Origin of the sequence: Prevotella sp. E13-17, assembly GCF_022024035.1 — a bacterium.
Lineage (GTDB): Bacteria > Bacteroidota > Bacteroidia > Bacteroidales > Bacteroidaceae > Prevotella.
On the sequence record NZ_CP091787.1, the window covers coordinates 1475550 to 1491471 of the forward strand.

The 15922-nt window shown below is 48.4% G+C and carries 15 protein-coding genes; 6 read left to right on the plus strand and 9 right to left on the minus strand.

The genetic code is table 11. The features are described 5' to 3' along the window. Positions 1-194 precede the first annotated feature (194 nt). Positions 195-803 (minus strand): zeta toxin family protein, encoded by a 609-nt coding sequence (locus L6472_RS05595; protein WP_237807669.1) that lies wholly within the window; start codon positions 801-803, stop codon positions 195-197. Further along, positions 803-1084, minus strand: a complete 282-nt coding sequence (locus tag L6472_RS05600) for a xenobiotic reductase B (RefSeq protein ID WP_237807671.1) — start codon at positions 1082-1084, stop codon at positions 803-805. Before L6472_RS05600 ends, L6472_RS05595 begins: the two co-directional genes overlap by 1 nt. Before the next feature lie 140 nt (positions 1085-1224). Here L6472_RS05600 and L6472_RS05605 point away from each other — a divergent pair, with 140 nt between their 5' ends. Further along, positions 1225-1413: a hypothetical protein gene (locus L6472_RS05605; RefSeq protein WP_237807673.1), complete on the plus strand. Its 189-nt coding sequence runs from the start codon at positions 1225-1227 to the stop codon at positions 1411-1413. Between the two features lie 685 nt (positions 1414-2098). Here L6472_RS05605 and L6472_RS05610 read toward each other — a convergent pair. From L6472_RS05610 to L6472_RS05640, 7 genes are all read right to left on the minus strand, one after another. Further along, positions 2099-3262: an AIR synthase-related protein gene (locus L6472_RS05610; RefSeq protein ID WP_237807675.1), complete on the minus strand. Its 1164-nt coding sequence runs from the start codon at positions 3260-3262 to the stop codon at positions 2099-2101. An 18-nt stretch (positions 3263-3280) separates the two neighbouring features. Beyond that, entirely contained in the window at positions 3281-3856 is a 576-nt protein-coding gene (locus L6472_RS05615) for a LemA family protein (RefSeq protein WP_237807677.1), read from the minus strand. Between the two features lie 28 nt (positions 3857-3884). Then, complete coding sequence (locus tag L6472_RS05620; protein ID WP_237807679.1) at positions 3885-5141, minus strand: YgcG family protein; 1257 nt, start codon at positions 5139-5141, stop codon at positions 3885-3887. Between the two features lie 11 nt (positions 5142-5152). Continuing rightward, positions 5153-5902, minus strand: coding sequence for a shikimate dehydrogenase (locus tag L6472_RS05625; RefSeq protein ID WP_237807681.1), 750 nt, complete (start codon positions 5900-5902; stop codon positions 5153-5155). 15 nt (positions 5903-5917) lie between these two features. Next, complete coding sequence (gene ubiE / locus L6472_RS05630; RefSeq protein WP_237807683.1) at positions 5918-6649, minus strand: bifunctional demethylmenaquinone methyltransferase/2-methoxy-6-polyprenyl-1,4-benzoquinol methylase UbiE; 732 nt, start codon at positions 6647-6649, stop codon at positions 5918-5920. Further along, positions 6628-7584, minus strand: coding sequence for a phosphoribosylaminoimidazolesuccinocarboxamide synthase (locus tag L6472_RS05635; protein ID WP_237807684.1), 957 nt, complete (start codon positions 7582-7584; stop codon positions 6628-6630). The genes ubiE and L6472_RS05635 overlap by 22 nt, the downstream gene beginning before the upstream one ends. Positions 7585-7691: 107 nt before the next feature. Further along, positions 7692-8633 carry a PhoH family protein gene (locus L6472_RS05640; RefSeq protein WP_237807685.1) on the minus strand — a complete coding sequence of 314 codons (942 nt, stop codon included), beginning with the start codon at positions 8631-8633 and terminating at the stop codon, positions 7692-7694. Between the two features lie 153 nt (positions 8634-8786). Here L6472_RS05640 and L6472_RS05645 point away from each other — a divergent pair, with 153 nt between their 5' ends. From L6472_RS05645 to L6472_RS05665, 5 genes are all read left to right on the plus strand, one after another. Then, entirely contained in the window at positions 8787-9614 is an 828-nt protein-coding gene (locus L6472_RS05645) for a DUF5715 family protein (protein ID WP_237807686.1), read from the plus strand. Positions 9615-9815: 201 nt separating this feature from the next. Beyond that, the gene (gene gyrA / locus L6472_RS05650) at positions 9816-12326 is read left to right on the plus strand and encodes a DNA gyrase subunit A (protein ID WP_370640909.1); all 2511 of its coding nucleotides are present in this window, start codon (positions 9816-9818) and stop codon (positions 12324-12326) included. Positions 12327-12354: 28 nt separating this feature from the next. Continuing rightward, positions 12355-13593, plus strand: coding sequence for a lipopolysaccharide assembly protein LapB (locus L6472_RS05655; protein ID WP_237807687.1), 1239 nt, complete (start codon positions 12355-12357; stop codon positions 13591-13593). A 75-nt stretch (positions 13594-13668) separates the two neighbouring features. After that, positions 13669-14787: a hypothetical protein gene (locus tag L6472_RS05660; protein WP_237807688.1), complete on the plus strand. Its 1119-nt coding sequence runs from the start codon at positions 13669-13671 to the stop codon at positions 14785-14787. A 23-nt stretch (positions 14788-14810) separates the two neighbouring features. Beyond that, a complete protein-coding gene (locus L6472_RS05665; RefSeq protein WP_237807690.1) occupies positions 14811-15869 on the plus strand; it encodes a UDP-N-acetyl glucosamine 2-epimerase in 1059 nt (352 codons plus the stop codon). Positions 15870-15922 lie beyond the last annotated feature (53 nt).

A 15922-nucleotide genomic window follows, 5' to 3' on the forward strand; every position in this document is an offset into this window, starting at 1 on the left:
CGGGGGGGCTCAAAGGTACCAGCAAGGCAGGATAGATTACGACACCTTTTGCCAGGAATTCCAAGAACTTAGTTCTTAAGACTCGCTACGTTCATATAAGCGGCAAAGCCGAGCGGGACGAACGGTAAGCGCACACCCCTCAACGGCAGACGGCTCAGAATGTATATCGCCTCGATGCGCGAGGTGGTGGATTTCTACAAGTCTTTAGGATTTAAATCGTTGAATGACTGTTCAAATTGTTGCTTGAACCACAATGGTGGGTTGTCTTCAATTTTGTGAATACGGCTCTTCGCGATGTGCAGGGCGACAATATGGCCATAGTCTGAGTTCCCATCAACAAAAGTCAGATTCTCGAATATGTGCAGATGCTGCTTGGCCTTTGCAAGACCCTCTGTGAAGTTGAAACGTATCACTTCGTCTGTTACATCATGCCCGCCAGTTTGCGCTCTTAACTTTACTCTGCTAACGCTTTCATCTTCTGAAAGCAGTCCAAAATAGCATAAGGAAATTTTGAACTGTGCCGCCTTGAACTCATTTACCATGTTGACTACCATATCGCTGGAAAAATTGGTCTCGAAAGCGAAATCTGTTCTATCCTCTAATGCTTTCGCCTTCTGTTTTTCCAATTCTGAAGCTACAGTGCCGCTAACCCAGCGGTCAGGCCAGTCAGGGTGTTCTCTGCGTAGATTCAGCATGAGTTTGTCGCCGTCGAAGGAATGTGTGCTTACGTAGAGTGGACACAAGCGGCTTTTCCCTGCTCCATTTGGACCGGCAATGATGGTGAGTTCAGGGCGACGTTCCATTATCGTGCAATAAGATAGGAATAACGTCCCTGGCCAGGTTGCGCTGTGCGATGAAGCACGTGATATGTACGTGTCTTGCGGTCAAGGCTCACGCGATCCTCGCTGCCGTCAGGGTTTGCAAGGTAAATATTTCCCTCTTTATCGAAAAAAGGTACAGAAACACCTTGCTGCCATGCCTCTAAGTAGATTTTCTCCACTTCTTGACGCACAGCCTCGTTCACCTCCTTGACGGTCTTTCCGTTGGGCAGTTCAATATTTTCCAGTTCCTTATATGTGCACATAAAAACACTTTCGTTGTTGTTTGGTCACAAAATTACTAATTTTTCTTGAGAACAGAGGAATATTCGGCGGAAATTACCAAAATTTAATAAAAAAATACTTCTCTGAAACAACGCTCAATCACTTTAAACCCCAACAGGGATTGACAGAGCGTTATCAACGACGTGCCATTGATGTGACGCTGGCTGCCAAGTTGACGCTGACGTATGGCAAGTATCATCTGGCTATGCTTCACAGACAGTTGGCCATGAGCGAGGAACAGACAACGTATCAGCAGGGCAGGATAAACTATGCGATGTTCTGCCTCGAATATCTGGAACTCAATTCTTAAGACTCGCTACGTTCATATAAGCGGCAAAGCCGAGCGGTACCTTTACGCATGATAATGGACTACAAAAGCGGCTGGGTTGTTCATCATCGGGTGTTCTGTTCTTGGTCGGGATAGGAACGGTTTCGCACTGTCATAGTGCTGCTTTCGTCTTGTTATAGTTTCGCTTTTGCGTTGTCATAGCTTTACTTTTGATGTCCGTCCAGCCCCTAGAAGTGGCGCATCCAGCCCCTGGAACGGGTCGTTTTAGCCCCTGGATACGGTCCTTCTAAGGGCTGGGTGTAGAGCATCCAGGGGCTAGACCAGAAATGATAGCTTCGGTTTTAGACTTTAGAAACGCCTCTTCTAGACTTTAGAATACGTGCATTTAGACTTAAAAACGACCTTCTCTGAATTCTAATCCCTTACTCCACAGTCTATTTTTACTTGGCAGTAGGCGTTTTTCTTGGTTTTTCGATGATGTCGTTGTAGCCATAGGCTGTTTGTTGGTTGTACTTCAGAAAAAAGGCAAACTAGTTTCCCTTTTTCTGAAGCACGATTGACAGACAGATGAGCTTGTAGCTCATCAACAACAATATCAGCGGCTTTTATGAGGTTTTTGTTATTCAACAAGGTGTTCTATAAAAACAAAAAAAGCAGACTCTCCAAATGGTAGCCTGCTTTCTTTAATTGAGGGGAGATTCCTCATTTAGTAATTAAATTCTCCAAATTCGCTCTTGATGGTGAGACTCTTCTTGCCTTCTTCGATGTGACCCACAATCTGTGCATCGATGTTGAAAGATTTAGAGAGTTCGATAACTTTTTGGGCAACCTCTGGGCGAACATAGATTTCCATGCGATGACCCATGTTGAATACTTGATACATCTCCTTCCAATCGGTGCCGGAACATTCGTGAATGGCACGGAAAAGTGGTGGCACGGGGAACATGTTGTCCTTGATGACGCGACAGTTTTCGCTGACAAAATGTAGTACCTTGGTCTGAGCACCACCAGTGCAGTGCACCATGCCGTGGATTTCGGGACGCAGCTCGTCGAGCAGCTTCTTGATGACGGGAGCATAGGTGCGGGTGGGCGAGAGCACCAACTGACCAGCATTGACAGGAGAACCGTCAACGCTGTCTGTGAGCTTATATTTTCCGCTGTAAACCAACTCGTCGGGCACTGCGTGGTCAAAACTTTCGGGGTAGTTCTCTGCCAGATATTTGGCAAATACGTCATGACGTGCCGAGGTGAGTCCGTTGCTGCCCATACCGCCATTGTAGCGTTTCTCATAGGTTGCCTGACCTGTTGACGAGAGACCAACGATGACGTCGCCAGGACGGATGTTGGCATTGTCAATGACATCGTTGCGCTTCATGCGGCAGGTCACGGTAGAGTCCACAATGATGGTGCGTACCAAGTCGCCCACATCGGCTGTCTCGCCACCAGTGGGGTAGATGCCAATGCCCATCTCGCGCAGCTCGGACAGCAATTCGTCCGTACCATTTATGATGGCCGAGATGACTTCACCCGGCACCAACATCTTGTTGCGTCCGATGGTAGAAGAAACGAGAATGTTATCGACGGCACCTACGCAAAGAAGGTCGTCGGTGTTCATCACGATGGCATCCTGCGCAATACCTTTCCATACCGACAGGTCGCCCGTTTCTTTCCAGTACATGTATGCCAGTGAAGACTTAGTGCCAGCACCGTCGGCATGCATGATGTTACAATACTCGGGGTCACCACCCAGAATGTCTGGGATAATCTTACAGAAGGCTTGAGGAAAAATACCCTTGTCAATGTTCTTGATGGCGTTGTGTACGTCCTCTTTTGCGGCACTTACTCCGCGTTGCATGTAACGATTGTTCATTGAAACTATTGATGATTTTTAGAATTTAACTTCTGGTGCTTTTTCTGCTCCTGCGGCAGCTTCAAACTTGTCCATCTTCTCGAAGCCGAACATACCGGCAAGGATGTTGTTGGGGAAACGGCGGATGTTGATGTTGTATGCCTGCACAGACTCGTTATACTTGTTGCGAGCCTCGTTGATGCGGTTCTCTGTGCCTTCCAGTTGTACCTGTAAATCGCGGAAGTTCTCGTTGGCCTTCAGGTCTGGATAAGCCTCGTGGACAGCCAGCAGACGGCTCAGTGCGCTTGACAGTTCGCCCTGCGCCTGTTGATATGCTTTGATGTTATCTGCATCAAGTGTGATACTTGTTGCCTTCGAGCGGGCGCTGACCACACCCTCCAGCGTTTCTTTTTCGTGGGCGGCATAGCCTTTGACAACCTCTACAAGGTTTGGAATCAGATCAGCTCTGCGCTGATAGGCAGATTGTATGTAGGCCAACTGTGTCGTGGTCTCTTCTTCTGCAGATACCATGCCGTTATATGTTCCTTTTACCCATATTACCAACAGCATGGTAACCACGGCAACAATGATGAGAATAACATAACTTTTTTTCATAACTGTTATTGTTTAATGATTATTTTATTTACCAACTTGAGGTGGCACCGCCGCCACCAGAACTTCCACCGCTGAAACCTCCGCCAAAGCTGCCACCGCCAAAGTTGCCACCGCCAAAGCTGCCACCGCCACCAAAGCCTCCGCTGCCAGGGATAATGACGACGGAGGGCGTCTGTCTGGTGAATGGGTTGGCTAACACATGGTGGTATGCATAGGTCTTTAGGTTCCATCCATGACGGGCACTAATGAAGAAATATAACACAGTCCATCCTATGAATAAAAGGAAGTAAAGGGTGAATATTACTGACGGCGCATCAGATTCAATGCTCTTGGCAGGTCTTTCTAATTGTTTCAGATAGGGCAGGTCCTTCTTTTGCAGAAGGTTATAGATGGCAACCGACCAATACAGCATGGCACTGTCGGGCTGCTCAACCTTCATGCAGGGTTTGATATAATCCTCTTGTAGTCTGAAGCATTCTACGTCTGTCAAGTCGGCTTCCAGAGAGCGGCCGGTATGTGTGCGTATCAGATGATCTTTGTAGGCTAAAACGAAGACCAGTCCGCGGTCGTCTTTTCCAACCTTATATGTATCAAAGATGTCCTGCGCAAAGCGGAAGATGTCTTGGTCTTTTACATGGTTGACAATGATGACGGCAGACTCTATCCCCAGTTCGTCATCCAGTCTTTTCATTTGCCTGTTGAGCAGTTCTTCTGTCTGGGGCGATATAATGTTGTCGGGGTTTGACACATAGCGACTGCCATCTGTCAGATGTGGCATCGGTATGCTTTGTGCTGTCCATTCCTTGTCTGTGGGCAGATTGGCTTCGTGGTTGATTTCTGATTGGATGATACTGTAGCTACATGCCGTCAGCTGGGCGATGAGCCCCACGACCATCACAACCTTCCATAGTCTAGAGATGGTGCGTTCGGAACCTTTTGTGTCGTCCCATTCCTTCAACACCTCTTTTATTTGGAGTGAGAGGGCTGCTCTATTTTTCAGGTATAGCGTTTCGTAGTTTTGCCTGATGCTCTCCTTCGAAGGGCTTGTCAGCCTGGTAAAAATGGTTTGCTGACTGGTGATGGACCTCAGATCCTGCTTGTATGATTGTTCGAGTGTCTTCACCTGATTGTTGAAACGAGAAGCACAAAGAAACAGTTCTTCCTTCTTTCGCTTAATCAGGGCCGTCGCATTTGCGCTCGTTTTCAGGTCTGCCGTCAGGCAACCTAAAATGATAACCGCAAATGTGCTGGCATATATTCCAAAGACACTCCAAACTTCTGCCATTATTCTATTGCTTATTTCTCACGTCCAGTCCAAAACTCCCAGCTGGCAAAGGCCTGTAACAGTAGCATTTCTAGGCCGTTCTTTACGGTGGCACCTCTTTCTGCGCCTTTCTTCATGAAGAGCGTCTCGTCGGGGTTGTAGATAAGATCATAGAGGATATTATGCTCGTCAAGGGCTTCGTAGGGCAGGTCGGGGCATTCGTCTGTCTTTGGATACATGCCCAGCGGCGTACAGTTTACAATCACATTGTACTCCTTGACCACTTCGGGTGTGATGTTTTCGTATTGAATGGTGTCTGGGCGCTGGTATCTGCTCACATATATAGACTCAAGTCCGAGCGACTTCAGTCCGTAGGCAATGGCTTTTGAGGCACCGCCAGTGCCAAGAATAAGTGCTTTCGAGTGATAGCTTTCCAGAAGTGGCTCTATGCTTTGGGTGAAACCTATCACGTCCGAGTTGTAGCCTTTAAGAATGATTTTTTTGCCTTCGTGCAAGACACGTATCACGTTGACTGCACCGATGGCGCGTGCCTCAGGACTGATATAGTCCAGAAACTCCATGACTTTTTCTTTGTAGGGGATGGTCACGTTGAGGCCTTTGAGGTCGGGATTGGAATTTAGAACTTCTGCCAAGTCGTCGATGGTTGGTATCTCGAAGTTGAAATACTTGGCGTTGATACCTTCGTCAGCAAACCGCTGGTTGTGGTAACTGATTGAGAACGAGTGTCCCAAGGGGTAACCTATAAGTCCGTACTTATCCATGATCGTTGTCTTGTTTTACTTAGTTGCTGTGTATAGTGTGCAAATGCCGAATGTGAGTCGTCTGAAAGAGGTTTGGGAAAATCCTGCTTGTCGCAGAATGTCCATCATGCGTTCGCCTTGAGGGAATGCCTCGATGGTCTTTGTCAAGTAAGAGTAGGCATTGCCATCCTTGGAGATTAAACGCCCGTATAGGGGGAGGATGGAGTGCGAATAGAGGCGGAATAGTGGCCTCATAGGGAAGCTAACGGGTGTGGTCAGCTCTACGATGCTGAGATGCCCGCCAGGTTTCAGCACGCGACACATCTCTTTGAGCCCTTTGTCCAAATCGGCAAAGTTGCGGATGCCGAAGGCCGCAGTTACGGCATCAAACGAATTGTCTTCGTAGCTGAGGTGCAGACAGTCTTCTTTCTCAAACGAGATGGTCTGCTCGAGTCCCAACCGCTCTACCTTTTCCTTGCCAATCTTCATCATGCCCTCGCTGATGTCTGTGCCTATCAGTTTGACGGGCTTCAGCATCTGTGCCGATAGAATGGCAAAGTCGCCAGTGCCAGTGGCAATGTCGAGGATGATTTGGGGGTGGTGGGGAGCCAGTGTCTTGATGGCCCTCTTCCTCCAGCTTCGGTCTATATCCCACGACAGACGGTGGTTGAGCGTATCATAGGTAGGGGCGATGTTGTCGAACATCGCCTCTACCTGTTTGGCTTTTTCTCCCTCGTGATAGGGTTTTATCGTTTCTTGTTGGTACATAACCATTCTGTTACGTTCTTCTCGATGCGCTGAGCAATGTCGCCAGTCTCGGCAGCACGGTCGAACTTCTCGCCTACGATGTGCTCGAAGAGCTCGATGTAGCGCTCCGAAACGCTTTCGGCATACTCATCGGTAATCTCAGGCATCTGTTGTCCGGGCTCGTTCATAAAGTTGTGCTCAATCAGCCACTGACGCACAAACTCCTTAGAGAGCTGACGCTGAGGCTCTCCCTTCTCCAACTTCTCCTCGTAACCATCGGCATAGAAATAACGGCTTGAGTCAGGAGTGTGGATTTCATCGATGAGATATACTTTGCCATCTCTTTTGCCAAATTCGTATTTGGTATCTACCAAAATCAGACCCTGCTTGGCTGCAATCTGCTGTCCGCGTGCGAAAAGCTTGCGCGTATAGTCCTCCATGATGGCATAGTCCTCTGCCGAAACAATGCCCTGAGCAATGATTTCCTCCTTTGAGATATTCATGTCGTGACCCTCGTCAGCCTTGGTTGTCGGCGTGATGATTGGCTCGGGGAAACGCTCGTTCTCGCGCATGCCGTCGGGCAGTTTAACGCCGCACAGCTCGCGACAGCCATTCTTGTACTCGCGCCACGCTGAGCCTGTGAGGATGGAACGGATAATCATCTCAACACGAAAACCTTCACACTTGAGACCTACGGTCACCATGGGGTCGGGAGTGGCCAACTTCCAGTTTGGACAGATGTCGGTAGTAGCATCCAGGAATTTTGCTGCAATCTGGTTCAGCACCTGACCTTTGAAAGGGATACCTTTGGGAAGCACCACATCGAAAGCCGAGATACGGTCGGTTGCCACCATAATCATGAGGTCGTCGTTGATGTTGTAAACATCGCGAACTTTTCCGTGATAAACACTCTTTTGTCCATCGAAATGGAAGTCAGTACTTGTTAACGCTTTCATTTTTTTACCTAATTTAGTTACCTATTGTCTCAATATATTGTTTGCAAAGTTACAAAAAATATGGATTCCTTCTATATACTATTGTGAAAAATATATGTTATCCGCCTTTAGCCTTCCTTGTCGAAGGCCTCGTAGGCATTCACGATTTTAGTCACCAGCTTATGTCTGACGATGTCTTTCTGGGTAAGATTGACAACCCCGATGCCTTCCACACCGTTCAGAATGTGTAAGGCCTCAACAAGACCGCTCTTCTGAGAGTGGGGCAGGTCTATTTGGGTCATGTCGCCAGTGATGATCATTTTGGTGTTCCATCCCATGCGTGTCAGGAACATGCGAATCTGCGCGGGGGTGGTGTTCTGTGCCTCGTCGAGAATGACAATGGCGTCGTTCAGTGTGCGTCCGCGCATAAAAGCTAAGGGGGCAATCTGGATGACACGCTTTTCCATCATGTCTTGCAATTTTACTTGTGGAATCATGTCTTCCAACGCATCGTAAAGAGGTTGTAGGTATGGGTCAATCTTGTCTTTCATGTCGCCGGGCAGAAAGCCGAGTTTCTCACCTGCTTCGACAGCGGGACGACTGAGGATAATTTTCTTTGCCTCTTTGTCTTTTAAGGCTTTGACAGCCAATGCTATTGATAGATAAGTCTTACCCGTTCCTGCAGGTCCTACGGCAAAGACCATATCGTTCTCGTTATAGGCGTTGATCAGCTTCTGCTGATTCTCGCTTCTTGCCTTGATGGCTCTGCCGGAAAGCGCATAAACTACTACACCTTCTGGTATCTCATCGCGTGTCCTTTTGCCTTTCACGATGTCGATAATGTCTTCTTCTTTCAGTGAGTTGAATCTCAACACGTGAAGCCTGATTTTCTCTGCACTCTCTTCGAATGAAGCCATCTGTTCCTCGTCGCCCATGATGCGCATCACGTTGTCGCGAGCCACGATGCGCAACTTCGGATAGAGCGCCTTAAGCATTTGCAAATGGGCGTTGCCAACGCCGTAAAAGACCACAGGGTCAATATCCTCTAAAACGATATGTTTCTCTGTCAAGATTGTAAGTGTTTAGAATTTGCGTGCAAAGTTAATAACTTTCGTTGACTCTTGCAAAAATTAAGCTAAAAAAATAGGCTTATTATTTTTCCTTATAGTTGTTCTTTTGTTTCGTTATTTTTTATTAATTTTGCGCTCAAAATCTACAGGGCAATGAATAGCAGGAAAAAGATAAACAAGAATAGTAAAAGATATATTCAGTGGTTTGGTATCGTTGTTATTGTATTGGCACTTGTGCGTTGTGTCTTTTTGGGCGAGTCTGTCAGTCCCGAGTTTCAGGATTGTCAAGATGTTGTAGCATCAGATGCTGTTGATAGCCTTGAAGACTCATCGTTTCGGGCGGATGCAAAAGTGCAGACACCTACAGATTCTCCTGTACCCTCGGTTTCGAAAACCATCGATTGGAGTAAGTCTCACCGCATTCGTGGCGTTGCCAGCTTCGATAAAGCCTTTCCTGATAGCAATCATGTGCAATTATTGTCTGCCAAGCAATGGGGTGTTTCGCCTGTAAAAGACCGCGAGGATGCCGAGCGTCGCAAGTGTGAGTTAGTGTATATAGGCTCTTCACCTTATTATATTATTAAGCCACTCACGTCAAGCATTCCTTATCTTGTTCCCCATGCAGCGCTTCTCCTCGAGGATATCGGTCGTAATTTTATGGACAGTCTTCAGGTGAAAGGTCTCCCTTTGCACTATATTGTCGTGACCAGTGTGCTTCGTTCTGAGTATGATGTGAAGCGCTTGCGTCGTCACAATGGTAATGCCACCGAGCAGTCGTGTCATCTTTATGGCACAACTTTCGATGTCAACTACAACCTCTATGCAAAAGTGACCGACCCGACAGAGTGTCCTAAGCCCGACTATGGCGAGGCTCGCTATAAGCAGGTTTTAAGCGAGGTGCTCAACGATTTGCGGCAGCAAGGTCGTTGCTATGTGAAATACGAGCGCAAGCAACCCTGTTTTCATATTACAGTCAGATAGGCTTAAAATTGCTTAAAACTTTTTTGTATTCAAGAAAAAGTTGTACCTTTGTTCGCTGAAAGTTAATAGGCAAAACGCGTCAGCGGGCCTTAAAATGCCCTTCTCGTTGATTTTTGTCTCAAAATAAATTAGTAAAATAAGATAAAAGTGGATCAGACTTTTGACAACGACAGAATTTTAAAGATTAACATTGAAGAGGAGATGAAGTCGTCTTATATCGACTACTCCATGTCGGTAATTGTGGCTCGTGCTCTTCCTGATGTTCGTGACGGATTCAAACCAGTACACCGTCGTATCCTCTATGGTATGATGGGAATTGGAAATACCAGTGACAAACCCCACAAGAAATGTGCACGTGTCGTAGGTGAGGTGCTTGGTAAGTATCACCCCCACGGCGACTCGTCTGTATATGGAGCTCTGGTGCGCATGGGACAGGAATGGAACATGCGTTACACACTGGTTGACGGCCAGGGCAACTTCGGTTCTGTTGACGGTGACTCACCTGCAGCCATGCGTTATACAGAGTGCCGTCTTTCCAAGATGGGTGAACATATCATGGACGACATAGAGAAGGATACCGTGGATATGGACCCCAACTTCGACAATACCCTCGAAGAGCCAAGCGTCATGCCGACCAAGGTGCCCAACCTGCTGGTCAATGGCGGTAATGGTATTGCTGTCGGTATGGCAACCAATATGCCTACTCATAACTTGCGTGAGGTGATTGATGGATGCTGTGCATTTATTGACAATCCCGATATTGACACCGAGGGACTGATGCAATATATCCCTGGTCCCGATTTCCCTACAGGCGCATATATCTATGGACTACAAGGCGTCAAGGATGCCTATGAGACCGGTCGTGGTCGCATCGTGATGCGTGCAAAGGCTGAGATCGAGAGTGGCGAAGCTCACGACAAGATCGTTGTGACCGAGATTCCCTATGGCGTGAACAAGGCCGACCTTGTGGCTTATATTGCCGACCTGGCCAACCAGCACAAGATTGAGGGTATCTCTAATGTCAACGACGAGTCTGGTCGTCAGGGTATGCGTATCGTGGTTGACTGCAAGCGCGATGCCAATGCCAACGTTATCTTGAATAAGTTGTTCAAGATGACCGCCCTGCAGAGCTCATTCTCTGTGAACAACATTGCTCTGGTGCCCATCCCTGGTACCCATGGCAAGATGCGTCCAAAGTTGCTATCGCTGAAAGAGTGCGTACGCTACTTTATCGAGCATCGCCACGAGGTGACTATCCGTCGCACCAAGTTTGACCTGAAGAAAGCGCAAGAGCGTGCGCATATTCTGGAAGGCTTAATCATCGCCGTCAACAATATCGATGAGGTTGTGCATATCATCCGTCAGTCTGCCACTCCTTCAGATGCTCAGCGCAATTTGGAGAAGCGTTTCGACCTGGACGAGCTTCAGTCAAAGGCTATCGTTGATATGCGTCTGAGTCAGCTCACAGGTCTGCGTGTTGATCAGCTGCATCAGGAGTACGACGAACTGATGAAACTCATCGCCGACTTGGAGGAAATCCTGAACAACCCTGAGCGTTGCAAGGAAGTGATGAAGAACGACCTGCTGGAAGTGAAAGAGAAGTATGGCGACGAGCGTAAGACCGAGATTATTCCTTTCGATCATGAGTTCAACGCTGAAGACTTCTATCCTAACGACCCCGTGGTGATTACCATCAGCCACATGGGTTACATCAAGCGCACACCGCTGAGCGAGTTCCATGAGCAGAGCCGTGGTGGTGTAGGTGCCAAGGCAGCTCGCCATCGTGACAATGACTTCACCGAGTATATCTATCCTGCTACCATGCACAACACCTTGCTGTTCTTCACTCAGAAGGGTCGTTGCTACTGGCAGAAGTGCTACGAAATTCCCGAGGGCGACAAGAACTCCAAGGGGCGTGCCATTCAGAATATGCTGAACATTGAGCCCGACGATGCTATCAATGCAGTACTCCGTATCAGCAAGTTCGACGACGAGGAATTCCTGAACAGTCACTATGTGATGTTTGCCACCAAGAATGGTATCGTGAAGAAGACCTGTCTGAACCAGTACAAGAACGTACGTTCTGCCGGTGTGATAGCCATCAATATCAACGAGGGCGACCAGGTAGTCAGTGTTCGTCTGACCAATGGCAACAACGAGATTATCATGGCCAACCGCAATGGTCGTGCTGTTCGATTCAATGAGAATACCGTACGCACTATGGGACGTGTGTCAACGGGTGTTATCGGTATGCGTCTTGACGATGGCGATGATGAGGTTGTAGGCATGGTATGCGTCAACGATCCTCAGACTGAGACCATTATGGTAGTTTCCGAGAATGGTTATGGAAAGCGTTCAGACATCGAGGATTATCGTATCACCAACCGTGGTACCAAGGGTGTTAAGACTCTTGCCATCACCGAGAAGACTGGTCGATTGGTAGCCATTAAGGTTGTGACCGACGAGAACGACCTGATGATTATCAACAAGAGTGGTATCCTGATTCGTCTGAACGTCAGTGAAGTTCGTGTCATGGGGCGTGCCACACAGGGCGTTCGCCTGATCAACCTGACAAAGAAGAACGACACCATCGCCAGTGTCTGCAAGGTGCAGAAGTCTGATGCAGAAGACTTGCCCGAGGAGATCGCAGAAGATGTTGATGCTTCTGAAGTTTCTCAGTCACAGGAAACGCCAGATAATGACAATGAATAAACCGTTTAACTAACAATTTATTATGAAGATGAAAAAGTTAATGACCATGGCCCTGATGGCAGCAGCTGCCACCACAGCCTTTGCTCAGGATGCCGTTGTGAAAGATGCAAAGAAGCTCCTCGCAAGTAAGGATTTCGATGCGGCTATCGCTAAGTTGGCACCAGCTCTCACATCCGAAGAGACTCTCAACAAAGAGGCAGCCTGGAAATTGCAGTCGGATATCTGCTATGATAAGTTTATGGCTATTCAAACCATCGATGCACAGAACCAGCTAACCAAGCAGAACACTCCTTACGATACCCTTGGTATGTATAAGGCGGCTGTAGGCGCATGGGAAGCTGCTCTGAAGTGCGACGAATTGGATCAGTTGCCCGACGCAAAGGGTAAGGTTAAACTTAAGTACCGTGGTGCTGCTCAGGGCCGTTTCAAGAACCACGGCATTGCCCTGGTTCAAGCAGGTCAGTTCTTCTATAACCAGAAGGACCTCAATGAAGCTCTGAAAGACTGGGAACTCTATCTGAATATGCGTAATACCTCAATCTTCAATGGTGTGAAGGACTTCCCTCAAGATCCTTTCTTCTACGACATTGCCTACTATGCAGCATTCCTTTCTTATCAACAGAAAGACTATGTGAAGGCCGAGCGCTATGCCCGTCTGACCGCCATGGATCCTGCCAAGGCCGATGAAGCAAAGGAGATTCTGCTCTTCTCTCAGAAAGAAAACTGCAAGACTGCTGCCGATACGTTGGCATTTATCAATCACTTGAAGGAGATGCACAAGGCAGAACCCGCCGAGCAGCGCTACTTCAACCTGTTGGTTGAGTTCTATGCTAAGGCAAGCAACGACGAGATGCGTGCTTTCGCTGAAGAGGAGATTGCTGCCGATGCCAACAACAAGACCGCTTGGTTCCTGAAGGGTTATGCCGACATGCAGGACGAGAAGTGGGATGCAGCTATTGAGGACTATAAGAAGACCATCGAGATTGATCCCGCCTATATCGAGGGCAACTTCAACCTGGGTGTTTGCTATAACTCAAAGGCACGTGCGCTGCAGGACGAATTGGCCGACAAGCGCACAGGTACAATCACCGTTGCCAACTTCGAGAAGGTGAAGGAGGTACTTGCCGTATCTAAGGGTTATTTGGAAAAGGCACGCGAGCTTGATCCATTGCGCGAAAAGTGCAACTGGGCATATCCTCTCTGGCAGGTTTACTATGCCTTGAAGATGGAGAAAGAGGCTGCCGAGATGGAAGCACTGAACAAGTAAAGCAAAAAAACACACTCAATGACGAAGCAAATCATTTCGACGTTGCTTCTCTTACTATCAATAACACCGTGCCTGATGGCTCAGAAGAAAGAGCTCAGTCAGGCACGGTCTTATATCAAGAGCGGCAACTATGACGGAGCAGATCAGCTGATGATGAATCTGCTCAAAGACACGGCAAATAAAAACAACGAGAAGGTCTATCTGACGTTGTACGACGCAGTGCGCGGAAAATATAATCAGGGTAACGAGAAATTCTATCTGAAGCAGTCATTAGATACGGCTGCCTTTTTCGGAAATGTGAACCGCATGTTTATGATCCTCGAGACGCTCGACAGTGTTGATGCCCGCCCCGACAAGAAGGGACGTGTGGCACCTTCGTATCGCAAGCGTCATGCTTCGCAGATGGATGCACAGCGCTCCAACCTCTTCAACGGTGGTGTGTTCCATGTGCGAAAAGGCAATTGGAAAGATGCCTTCAATTTCTTTCAGACCTACATCGAATGTAGGAATCAACCTCTTTTCACTGGCTATGACTATAATGCCCGCGACAAGAGATTGCCCGAGGCTGCTTATTGGGCCACGTTCAGTGCCTACAAGCAGCACGACCCTGAGTTGACTCTACGCTATCAGCATACGGCTCTACTTGACTCTGCACGTGCTGCATTCACGCTGCAGTATGTGGCCGAGGCCTACCTGTGGCAAAACAATCGCACTCTTTATCTAGCCACCCTCCAGGAGGGCTTCCGTCGTTTCCCACTGTTTGCCTATTTCTTTCCACGTCTGATAGATGAATATACCCGCCTGGGACAGCACGATAGGGCGCTGGCAGCAGCTGATAGCGCCATTGCGGTGAACGATAGCAGTGAGCTGTTCCTCTTTGCTAAATCTTCAGCCCTGTTGCGTCTTGAGCGCAACGAGGCATGTATTGAGGTGTGTCAACGCCTGCTGCAACTGAACGACAGTCTGCCCGAAGTCTATTTCAATGCTGCCACGGCTTATATGAACATGGCCATGACTGCCAGCGACAAAAAGACTGTCCGCCAGCATTATCAGAGTGCGCGCACCAATATGGAGACCTACCGCAAGATGTGTCCCGACGAGAAAAACAAGTGGGCGCCAGCCCTTTATCGTATTTATCTCAATCTGAATATGGGACGACAGTTTGATGAGATTGACGAATTATTGAAACAATAAACAATAAACAACCATTAGCAGTTATGAAGAAACAAATCTGCATTGTTGCCGGTGCACGTCCAAATTTTGTAAAGGTGGCACCGCTTATCCGAGCTATTGAGAAGAGTGGGGCAGCAGACTATCAGTTGATCTACACTGGTCGTGAGGACGACCCTACGCTCGAGCCTACGCTCTTTGAGGATCTGCAGATGCCACGTCCTACCGTCTATTTGAATGTGGACAGCGTCAAACTGAACGAGATTACGAGTCGTGTGATGGCCGAGTTCGATCAGTATCTGGACCGGCATCATCCCGACGTGGTTATTGTGGTCGATGACTTGGCCTCTACGATGGCGGCAGCTATCGTCACCAAGAAGCGAGCCGTTCGTCTGGCCCATTTGGTGGCAGGCACTCGTTCGTTCGACATTAGTATGCCCAAGGAGATTAACCGTCTGGTCATCGATGCCTTGAGTGACTATCTTTTCACGGCTGGTGTGAAGAGCAACAGTGTGGCCACTCGCGAACAGGGTGACATAGGACAGACCTATATGGTTGGCAATATACTGATGGACTCCCTCCGTTTCAATCACGACCGTCTGCACCGTCCGGCACTCGACGTGCAGGAGGGTGCTTATCTGGTGTTTACCCTGAACCGCAAGGCGCTGATGGCCGACCGGGATAACCTGAAAAAGATGCTTGATGCCCTTGTTCAGTCGGCTGGCAATATGCCTGTCATAGCCCCCTTGCGCGGACAAGCTGCCCAGGTGGTGGCGTCGGTGTCAGACCGCATTCAGATTGTCGATTCGTTGAATTATCTGGAGTTTGGCTGGCTCACGGCACATGCGCGCGGCATCATCACCGATAGTGGCAATGTGTCGGAGGAAGCCACATTCAATGGTGTGCCCTGCATCACGCTGAATAGCTATACCGAGCACCAAGAGACCGTCACCGTCGGTTCCAACGTTTTGGTGGGCGAAGATGCTGCCCGCCTGCAGGAGGAGGTCGGTAAGATGGTGGCTGGCAATTGGAAAAAATGTGCATTGCCCGATCGCTGGGATGGACGCACTGCTGAGCGCATCGTCAGAATACTGGTCGAAGCATAGTCTTCGATACAGACAAGTTTTAGAGCCCCCTGACTTTGATAAGGTCGGGGGGC